At 39.0% G+C, this 9,665-nt stretch carries 9 protein-coding genes; 1 reads left to right on the top strand and 8 read right to left on the bottom strand.

The annotated features are described in order from the left end of the window. The 4 genes from ABDZ53_RS08015 to ABDZ53_RS08000 form a co-directional block, all read right to left on the bottom strand. Positions 1-1,579 (bottom strand): DUF4091 domain-containing protein (locus ABDZ53_RS08015; protein WP_343755346.1); only part of this gene is annotated, 1,579 nt, incomplete at its 3' end. Between the two features lie 179 nt (positions 1,580-1,758). Next, positions 1,759-2,988 (bottom strand): MFS transporter, encoded by a 1,230-nt coding sequence (locus ABDZ53_RS08010; protein WP_343755344.1) that lies wholly within the window; start codon positions 2,986-2,988, stop codon positions 1,759-1,761. Positions 2,989-3,151: 163 nt separating this feature from the next. Continuing rightward, positions 3,152-3,610: a hypothetical protein gene (locus ABDZ53_RS08005; RefSeq protein ID WP_343755342.1), complete on the bottom strand. Its 459-nt coding sequence runs from the start codon at positions 3,608-3,610 to the stop codon at positions 3,152-3,154. Beyond that, on the bottom strand, positions 3,585-4,190 hold the full coding sequence (locus ABDZ53_RS08000) for an ATP-grasp domain-containing protein (protein WP_343755340.1): 606 nt from the start codon (positions 4,188-4,190) through the stop codon (positions 3,585-3,587). Before ABDZ53_RS08000 ends, ABDZ53_RS08005 begins: the two co-directional genes overlap by 26 nt. A 162-nt stretch (positions 4,191-4,352) precedes the next feature. Between ABDZ53_RS08000 and melA the strand changes: the two genes are divergently transcribed. Further along, positions 4,353-5,663, top strand: coding sequence for an alpha-glucosidase/alpha-galactosidase (gene melA, locus ABDZ53_RS07995; protein ID WP_343755338.1), 1,311 nt, complete (start codon positions 4,353-4,355; stop codon positions 5,661-5,663). A 47-nt stretch (positions 5,664-5,710) separates the two neighbouring features. Here the strand turns inward: melA and ABDZ53_RS07990 are convergent, their stop codons facing one another. The 4 genes from ABDZ53_RS07990 to ABDZ53_RS07975 all read right to left on the bottom strand — a co-directional run bounded on the left by ABDZ53_RS07990 (position 5,711) and on the right by ABDZ53_RS07975 (position 9,532). Beyond that, a complete protein-coding gene (locus ABDZ53_RS07990) occupies positions 5,711-6,403 on the bottom strand; it encodes a DUF624 domain-containing protein (protein WP_343755336.1) in 693 nt (230 codons plus the stop codon). A gap of 16 nt (positions 6,404-6,419) precedes the next feature. Continuing rightward, entirely contained in the window at positions 6,420-7,235 is an 816-nt protein-coding gene (locus tag ABDZ53_RS07985) for a carbohydrate ABC transporter permease (protein ID WP_343755334.1), read from the bottom strand. Then, complete coding sequence (locus tag ABDZ53_RS07980; RefSeq protein ID WP_343755332.1) at positions 7,235-8,095, bottom strand: carbohydrate ABC transporter permease; 861 nt, start codon at positions 8,093-8,095, stop codon at positions 7,235-7,237. Before ABDZ53_RS07980 ends, ABDZ53_RS07985 begins: the two co-directional genes overlap by 1 nt. A gap of 84 nt (positions 8,096-8,179) precedes the next feature. Then, positions 8,180-9,532 carry an ABC transporter substrate-binding protein gene (locus tag ABDZ53_RS07975; protein WP_343755330.1) on the bottom strand — a complete coding sequence of 451 codons (1,353 nt, stop codon included), beginning with the start codon at positions 9,530-9,532 and terminating at the stop codon, positions 8,180-8,182. Between the last annotated feature and the right edge of the window lie 133 nt (positions 9,533-9,665).

Below are 9,665 nucleotides of genomic sequence, written 5' to 3'. Positions count from 1 at the left end.
CCCGAGGATACTTTTTAAAGGTAATCGGTGTATCTATCCCTTGTTCAAGTAAATCTATTACCGCCTCTTTCCCTATTAAACTTTCCAACAACTGAAGAGCTCGCATATCCTGCAAAGCATCATAAAACACTTCCATCCGAATGGATTCGATGGGTCCCTTCTTTCCTGGATACACAATAAATGCGTCTCCTGACGGAAATCCGTATCCGGCATCTGTGTTTTTAAATGGATCGATTGATTTTCTGGATAACTGAGAAAACCAGAAATTATACCCCCACTGCAGGAATCCTTTGATATTATATTTATAAAGCTGTAAGCCTATAATTCGATTTCTAGCCGATGGAAAAGCAAAGAAACGATTCGCCACATCTTTATACTGGGCACAGCAATAATAAGTCCACAAGTCAGGGACATGATTGTCTATAAAGGGATCGATATGGTCTGTTGAGGGGATTGGTCTTTTAACCAGTCCGTTTTCATAAAAGGCATAATCCGAGAGAGCATCCATTATAGGGAATTCATCCAGGTGTTTCTGCATGATATCACGCGCATGTCTGTATGAGTCCATGTGCTCAAGCATTGGTTCATCCGACACGTGGAAATAAACCTTTTCTTCTAAGTTGTGGTCATAAATAAAGGATTTTAATTCAGGTAAAAAACGAGATAAGAATGTCACATATTCCTCACTATCGGCTTGAGTTTCCCATCCGAATACCTTCTTCTCTTCTCCATCAACTTCCGCTATGATTTTTGGCGCATGGTGGGCTCCCCACTGAGTAAAAAGATGCGAAAATTCAAAATAGCCTAATCCATTTCTCAAACCAATCTCAACCCAGCGCGACAGCTTATCAAACTGGAAGCTATACTCTCCTTTTACTTTTTTGACATCAACCAGTTGGACGGTCGGTCTTTCTTTCCCTATTTCCGTATCTAAAGGGGGAGTAAATAAAGGAGTCAAGAGCATGTTTATGCCGTGATTAACGGCTGTTTTTATATACTTCTCAACCCAATACCAGTAGTCTTCACTGAACGCTTCTACTCCATACTGTTCCATAATGCTATCTGTATGGAACCATTGTGTATGAATAAGCGTTTGTTTCGGCAACGAAGCAGGGAGAACTACTAAGTGAAAGCTTTCTTCTCCGAGCAGATTCCCTTCAGTATCTTTAAACTGGATAGGTATCAGATAACTCCCTGGTACCACATCCTCCTCTAAATGCACACTCACCCAAATAGCTCGCCACTGGTTAGGAAAAACAGTCAGTCCTTCAGAGTCCATCGGATAGAGGGGATCTGGAAATAAACCCGCTTGGTTGCGAAGGATGTGGTCATCGTGATCATGGTAAATGGGAAATTCCGAAGGCACGATTCCTACCGTTCTGATTTGTATAAAAGATTCTAACTCTGATTGAATATGAGCGGTTACATTTTTCATCAAAGGTCCTTCTGATTTAAAAGCTACCTGAAAAGAAAAGACTTCATTATTAAAAGCAGAAGCTGAACTTATAGGTCTGGCTTTGAGTTCTTCATCCGCAAACACTTTTTCTAATGAACTGATTACAGTTGTTTTGATTGTCATAATTCTCTCCTTAATCATTTACTTTCACTTTCTATTACTTCTTGTCACCCATTATTCTACACCTCTTCTATCTTTTCAATCAGTCAATCCTGTACTCTTTAGCAAATGGTTTTAACACACTCCAACATATAAAAAAGACACCCTTTTAAAAAAAAGGTGCCCTCTTATCCTTATACTGCTCATCTTCTTTTGGGTGTCGCTTTGTTTAAATACAATAAGACACAGATATTAATGATATTTATGACAAGAGATCCGGCAAATGCAGGGACATAAGAACCTGTAAAGTCATAAATGAACCCCACTAAAGATAGAGAAATGGCTCCTCCTAAGCTGGTTGAAAAAGCTAAAATGGGATACAAGCGTGTAAAGTGATAGCGTCCAAAGAATTCTTTAGTCAGCAATGTGACACTAACTGACGGGATAGCATATATCGACCCATAGAAAAATGCAGCGATATATAGAATTGGAACACGTCTCGTTAACATAAGGAGTATACTTGCTAATCCTACAAAAGATAAAATACTGACCGTACTTTTGACTGGTCCAATTATATCGCTGATGTAACCGAGACCCAGTTTAAAGCCAATGCTGCTAATCATTGCAATAGACAACATTGTAGCCCCTACACTTTCTTGCCAGCCAACTGTTCCAGAAAAACCTGGAAAGTGCTGTGGCACTCCTATTAACATCGTCTGAAGCAAGGTAAAGATAAAGAGAAGAGAAAATAACAGAGTAGATACTTCTACCCCTTCTTCACGTCGGATTACAGTTCTCGCTTGACCTGAATCCTTTTCACCCTTTTCTACTAGCCCGTATGGCAGATACCCGCTTTCTCTAGGATTGACTGTAAAAGGAACCAGAATAATGGGCAAGGCAAATAAAATGATCAACAGACCCATAATGCGGTAAGACTGAGCCCAGCCAAGAGATTGGATTAATGACGTAAAGATTGGCGAGAATATCGCTCCCGTTATACTACTGAAACTTAAGACAATACTTGTCACGAGACCATGCTTCTCACTAAACCACTCGTTAATAACAATAGTTAAAGGAACCCAAGCAAGCATACCTGTCCCTATCCCTCTTATGGTTCCCAGTACATTAAATAACCAAATCTGGTTGGTCCATCCTAGAAAGTAGTTGGATAAACCAGCTAACAAAGTGCCGATTATCATTGCTTTTTTAAAGGTATAGCGTCTAATTAACCGAGGGGCGTACAAAGACATCACCGCTTTTAACAATAAGGTCATGGTGTTATGCACAGATACTGTCCCTCGGTAAACGCCTAGACTATCCGCTATCGGTTGGATGAATACCCCATTTGTCATGACGGGTAAGCCGACTGCACTGATGGCTACCCCACACAGTGTGAGCATCACAATCCAATGTTTACTGCTTTTATTTCGCACCTAGTATTCTCCTAACTTTATTTAAATCACTCTTTCCATTATACCTATCACCTATTCAGAATGTAACCTTATTTATGTATTTAAAAACCAGAGCGATTGGTTTCTCTCAACCGACTCTGGTTTATTTAATAAAAGAAAAGAGCTTTAAAGCATCTATTCAGTCCTAAAAATTACTCAAATTATTTTCATAAAAATCAATTACTGATCCTGGCATATCAATTGGTTCTCCAATCCACGGAAACATGCTAACCGGTCCTGGACTAAATTCCACTTCAGTTAAGACGTAGTTAGAGATATCAGGTTGTTCGGTAATGTCCTTAGCGATAATATCAATACCAGCATAATGTAAACCGGGAATAGCTTGAACGGCTCGAATAGCGATGTCTTTAAAGTCAGGGTGCGCTGTATTCGTGTAATCAATGCTTTCTCCGCCATTGGCAATATTGGATTCGTCTCTTAAAACCACAATTTCTCCTGCATCAGGAATAAAATCTAAAGCTTTGCCTTCCCGATTCAGACGGTTTAGTTGGGTGAGATCTTTTGGTATGAGGTAGTCTCTCATCGAGGGATTCGAGAGTCTTATTTTATTTTTCTCGTCAATGAGTTCTTCTATGGTATGCATGCACACCATCTCCCTCAACATTTGCCCGAGCCCTCTTCGATACAGCGATAACTCTTCCATCAACTACAAATACCCGATAATCGTCTCCGATGAATTGCTGTTCCAGAAGAATCTTTTCATGTTCATTTCCTACAATAGAAGAGATAAGGGTTAAACATTCTTTTAACCGTTCATCACTGTTCACATTGACAAACACACCCATTCCTCGCGCTAAATTATTTGGCTTGATGACAATGGGAAAACCGACGCGTTGAATAAATTCTTTCATTTTATCGTGTTCGCTGATTCTTAAATAAATTGATTCAGGAACTGAAATATCTTGTTCTTTTACCAATGTACGCGCTAGATACTTGTTATCTACAACTTCATTCATAGCCGCTGAAGATAAAGGCCCATTCATATCTTTAAAGAGACAGGCTTTTCCTTTAATCGTAATAATCGTGGTATCGAAACTTATGCGTCTAACAGGATACCCTCTGGTTAATGCTTCTACTTCAATGAGCCGAGATTTTAACCCTTCTTTGTATTCCCAATCTTTCCGTTTCTGTTCTGCTGCATCAAGATTTGTTTCTTTTCCCATTCAAACCCCTCCTAGCCCTTTTATTTATTTTTATCAGCTTACCATATTATTTAATTTCAGTTCTTTTAAAACGACCTGAAAAGGCAATTATCCCTTTCATTTTTCTGTCAATGACGTATACTATAAGAGGAAAGAAAACACTTACATAAAAGGAGACGACTCATGACGAAAATAACGTTTATAGGCGCTGGAAGTACAGTTTTTGCAAAAAATATCTTAGGCGATGCGATGCTGACTCCAAGCTTACATGACGCACATATTGCTCTTTACGATATTGATGAAGCCCGATTGAATGAATCTTTATCCATGCTTCATACCATCAACAAAAATTCGAATGATACTAGAGCAACCATTGAAGCCTATGATAACCGAAAAGAAGCTTTACGAGATGCCGATTTTGTAATTAACGCGATTCAAGTAGGGGGATATAAACCGAGTACAGTCATTGACTTTGAGATACCTAAAAAATATGGTTTAAAGCAAACAATTGGAGATACGACCGGAATTGGTGGTATTTTTAGAGGCTTACGTACTTTACCAGTTATGTTAGAGTTTGCGAGAGAAATGGAAGAAGTTTGTCCAGATGCTTGGTTACTGAACTATACGAATCCGATGTCTATACTGACTTTAGGGGTATTAAAAGCAACTAAAATAAAAACGGTTGGTTTATGTCACAGTGTTCAAGTCTGCGTGCCAGAACTATTCCAGCATTTGGGTATAGAAGATGACTATCATTTAGACGATTTCCAATGGAATATTGCAGGGATTAACCATATGGCCTGGTTGCTTGACATAACTAAAAACGGAGAGGATTTCTACCCGGAAATCAAACGATTAGCCGCAGAAAAAGCGAATCCTCACCCTGATTCTGTTCGATTTGAGTTGATGAAGCACTTTGGCTACTATGTAACTGAATCCAGTGAACACAACGCTGAGTATCATCCCTACTTCATCAAAGAGAAATACCCAGAGCTCATTGATCGTTTTCAGATCCCAATTGACGAGTATTTAAGACGCTGTGCGGAACAGATTAAAGGGTGGGAGCATCAGAGAGATGAGATAGTCAACAATGGTGAGTTAACTCATGAAAGAAGCAGAGAATATGCATCTTACATCATGGACGCTATGACCACAGGGAAGCCGACTGTCATTGCCGGGAATGTATTGAATACTGGGTTAATTACTAACCTGCCTCAAGACAGTTGTGTAGAAGTTCCTTGTCTGGTAGATAAAAACGGCATTCAACCCACTGTAGTTGGAGATCTTCCGACTCAGCTAGCTGCATTAAATAGAACTAATATCAATGTCCATCAGCTCACCGTGGAAGCGGCTTTGACTTTAGACAAAGAAAAAATTTATCAAGCAGCTTTGCTTGATCCTCATACTAACTCTGAACTTTCCATTTATGATATAAAGGCCATGGTAGATGAGTTAATAGAAGCCCACGGGGATTATCTTCCGACTTATCACTAAAATAAGTGTAAAAACGGTGTCCAACTAAACGGACACCGTTTTTACACTTATTTAGCTGTCTCTGTTTTCCTTTCAACCAGTTTGTTCATTTTCCGCATAAAGAGATAAATGGAAAAATAACTCGTTAAGGCCATCCCAATGAGAAATGAGATGACGGGTGAAACACTCCATACGACAAAATGAATGAACACAAATAATAAAAAGTTACCGATGGAACTAACCGGGTGCCCCATGACAAACACAAGAGCTTGTTTCAGTTTCCACCCTAAATTCATATCAAAATGCGACTCCATAAAGAAAAAGTAAAGGCCGAACAAAAACAAGTAGAAAAGAATGACAGCTAATACAATCATCAGGATAAGGTTCAGTTGCCAGCTTAAATAAATCGAATAAGACAAGCTGATAGCCAATCCTGTAAATAAAATACCAGCAATCAAACTATTCTTAAAACTGGAGGTATAAAACGTAAAAAATACTTTCACATGTATCCAGTCATCTTGTATTATTATTTCCCTCATTGTCGCAAACAAAGCTTGAGTCGGAGGAAAGAAAACAAAGGGAAGTAATAGAGTTAATATCGGAACTAAGATATATAAGCTAGCTGTATCCTCTATAAGAAAGAGCTGAAAAACGACGACCCACATCGGAATAGTAAGGATAAACCAGATGACATTAAAAACAAAAAAGTTTAATAGTAACCGCGATAATTCATAAAGTTTCAGATAGACTTTCTCCCCCATTGCCTTCACCTCCTGCTTATTTCACTGCCCCTTCTGTCACTCCTTCTATAATGCTTTTTTGAGCACTAAAGTAAAAGATAATGACAGGGATAATGGCGATGGTTAGTCCTGCTAAAGCTAAATGCCACTGACGTGTGTACTGTCCGAAAAAGTAAAACATTCTGATTGGAATGGTTTCACTTTGTCTACTTAGGACAAGTGACGGTAAGAGATAGTCATTCCAAATCCAAATAACATTCAGTATCGCTACAGTTACTGATATAGGACTTAATAACGGAAAAACAATCTTCCAGAAAATCTGAAACTTGTTCGCCCCATCAATAATCGCTGCTTCATCGAGTGAAACGGATACCCGTGTCATCGCGCCATGGTATAAAAATATAGCTAAACTACAACCAAAGCCTAAATACATGAAGATAAGTCCCACTCGGTTTAACATGCCAGCTTGACCGAATAGAGACGTTAAAGGAATCATAACCGATTGGAATGGAATCAACATAGCCGCAACAAACAGCATTAAGATGGCTCCACTTAACCAGGATTTGTTTCGCGCTAAAGCATACCCTGCCATTGATGAAAAGAGGATAATAATCGCGACACTGGCAACAGTGATAATAAGCGAGTTAAAGAACGAGCGTATGAAATTCAAATCGTCAAATGCCTGTACATAGTTACTCCAGTTAAATTCTGTTGGTGGAGCTAACACACCGGCAAAGATATCTCTCGGTGCTTTAAAACTGTTGACTAACATCAGATAAAAGGGAGATATCCAAACAATACCGAGTAATATACCGAATATTTCTAAGATAATATACTTTTTGTCTCTTTTCATTATAAATCAACCTCTCTTCTCTTACTGAAATACACTTGGGAGAGCGAAAAGGCCGCAACTATGATGAAAAAGATAACCGCTTTGGCTTGTCCATAAGCCATTTGATTACTTGAAAAAGCGGTATCTACGATATTCATGGCCACCATCTGAGTGGAGTTATATGGTCCGCCCCCTGTTAAGGAGAGGTTCTGATCATAGATTTTAAACGAATTCGATAAGGTCAAAAACATCGAAACGGTGAAACCTGGTGCAATCAGCGGGAATATAATGTAGCGGAACTTCTGAAATGGTGTCGCTCCATCGATATTGGCTGATTCAATTAATTCTTTAGGAATCCCTTGTAAATAGGCAATATAAATAATCATGATATACCCAGCCTGTTGCCAGACGGTTAAAATGATAAGGCCCCAAAAACCGGTCTCTGGAGTAGAAAGCCAGCCTTGAAGAGCTTCAACGCCAATCACACTACCTAGATTCGCAAATACTCTGATAAATATAAATTGCCACACAAACCCTAAAATCAATCCACCAATAAGGTTCGGCATGAAAAATACTGTTCTTAATATATTGCGGGATTTCAATTTACTTGTCACAAGAAGTGCTAAGCCTAAGCCTAAAATGTTTAATACAATAATACTGACAAAGGCAAATCGAAAAGTAAACCAGAGTGATTGCATGAACTGATCATCATCCAGCAATCTTCGGTAATGAGCCAAGCCTATAAAATTGTCAAAACTTAATCCATTCCAGTCTGTGAAGGAATAAAATAATCCCGTTAGCACAGGTATAATGACAACTAATGACAGACTTAATAGAACTGGTGTGATAAACAGCCAAAAACTGAGTTCTTTATTTCTCATCTGTTTCTACCCTTTCTCTTATATAATTGAATTTAAATAGTAAAAGGGCCATCTCTTGATATAGAATATGGCCCTTTTATCAATTTATTGGAGAGATTCCCAAGCAGAAATAGAATTCTCAATCATTTCGTCCCAGGTCATTTCTCCACCTAAATAAGCTTGTAAATTCGGTCCAAATTCATTATTCGTGAATCCTGTTGGATAGCCAGTGAAAATCCATCCAATGGTTTCTCCGCTTTCTGAATAGTCATAAACAACCTGAGAAAGGGGATCGTTTATTTCTAAATCTTCATACCCCTCATAAGCAGGAACAAAGTTAAACTCATCAATCACAAACTGTTTTCCTTCTTCCGAAAGGTACATCCAATCCAAGAAGTCTTTAGCTGCCTGAACGGTTGCATCGTCTTTATTTCCATTAACTGCCCAGTAGTTCGGAATACCTACAGGCAACTGATTTTCATGTCCTTCAAGAGGAATGGGTATCATGCCGATGGAGTTTTCTGCAAATTCAGGATCCATCTGTTCGATTGTCGGATACACCCAGTTCCCTTGCTGAATCATAGCGACTTGACCAAGTGAGAAGTATTCCTCCACTTGCTGAGAGTAATCCAAACTTAAAATAGGTTCCATTGAATGCTCTGCCTGTAAATCAAGCATGCGCTGGAACTCATCGCCTCTTTCAAACTCTAAGGTTTCGGCATTGTACGCTTCATTCACATCCTGATTAAATTCATGACTTAAGTACACATTCGCTAAGTGGTCACCCATAACCCAGCCTTCTGCTCCAGGTAAAGCGAAGACAGCTTCAATACCCAAATCTTCTTTCTGTTCGTCTAAGGTCTGCACCGCTTCTTCTAAGTCTTCATAGGTGCTAATCGCTTCAGGGTCAATACCTGCTGCATCAAAAACTTCTCTGTTATAAATATAGCCGTATCCTTCCAAGTTATAAGGAAGAGCCATAACCGTTCCATCATCCTGAGTGACATTATCAAGCATACCCTCTAGAGCTGCCGATGCTAAATCTGTATCAGATAAATCCGTCATATAATCAGACATCTGCTCTATTTCATTAGGTCCAGCCACACTAAAGATATCTGGTTCATCACCAGCAGACATACGAGTGGTTAATTGCGTAAAGTAGTCCGTTCCTCCACCGACTGATGTAATTTCAATGGTGATATTAGGATTTTCATCCATATACATTTGAGCTAATTCATTAAACTGACTATTAAACTCAACTTTTCCCTGCATAATGTTCAGGCTGATATCTTCCCCATCACCTGCTGGTTCTGATCCATTATCAGCCCCATTATCGGTATTCGGATCTGTCCCATTTTCTACTCCGGGTATGTCCCCTTCATTTCCGCATGCCGCAAGCACGCCAACTGTTGAAAGTAAAATCAATCCTTTATATAACGACTTCTTACTCTCTAACATGATTATTCCTCCCATTCTTTTCTTCCTGCATCATTTAAAAATGCAAGAGCTTCCATGTTTACTATCACTAGTGTTGCATTAAAGTTTTAACTATTCCATGCCATAAAAAAATCCTTTATAATGGGGGTGGATG

The organism is Alkalibacterium iburiense (genome assembly GCF_039521845.1).
Taxonomy (GTDB): Bacteria; Bacillota; Bacilli; order Lactobacillales; family Carnobacteriaceae_A; genus Alkalibacterium; species Alkalibacterium iburiense.
This window is presented reverse-complemented; position numbering and strand designations above follow the sequence as displayed.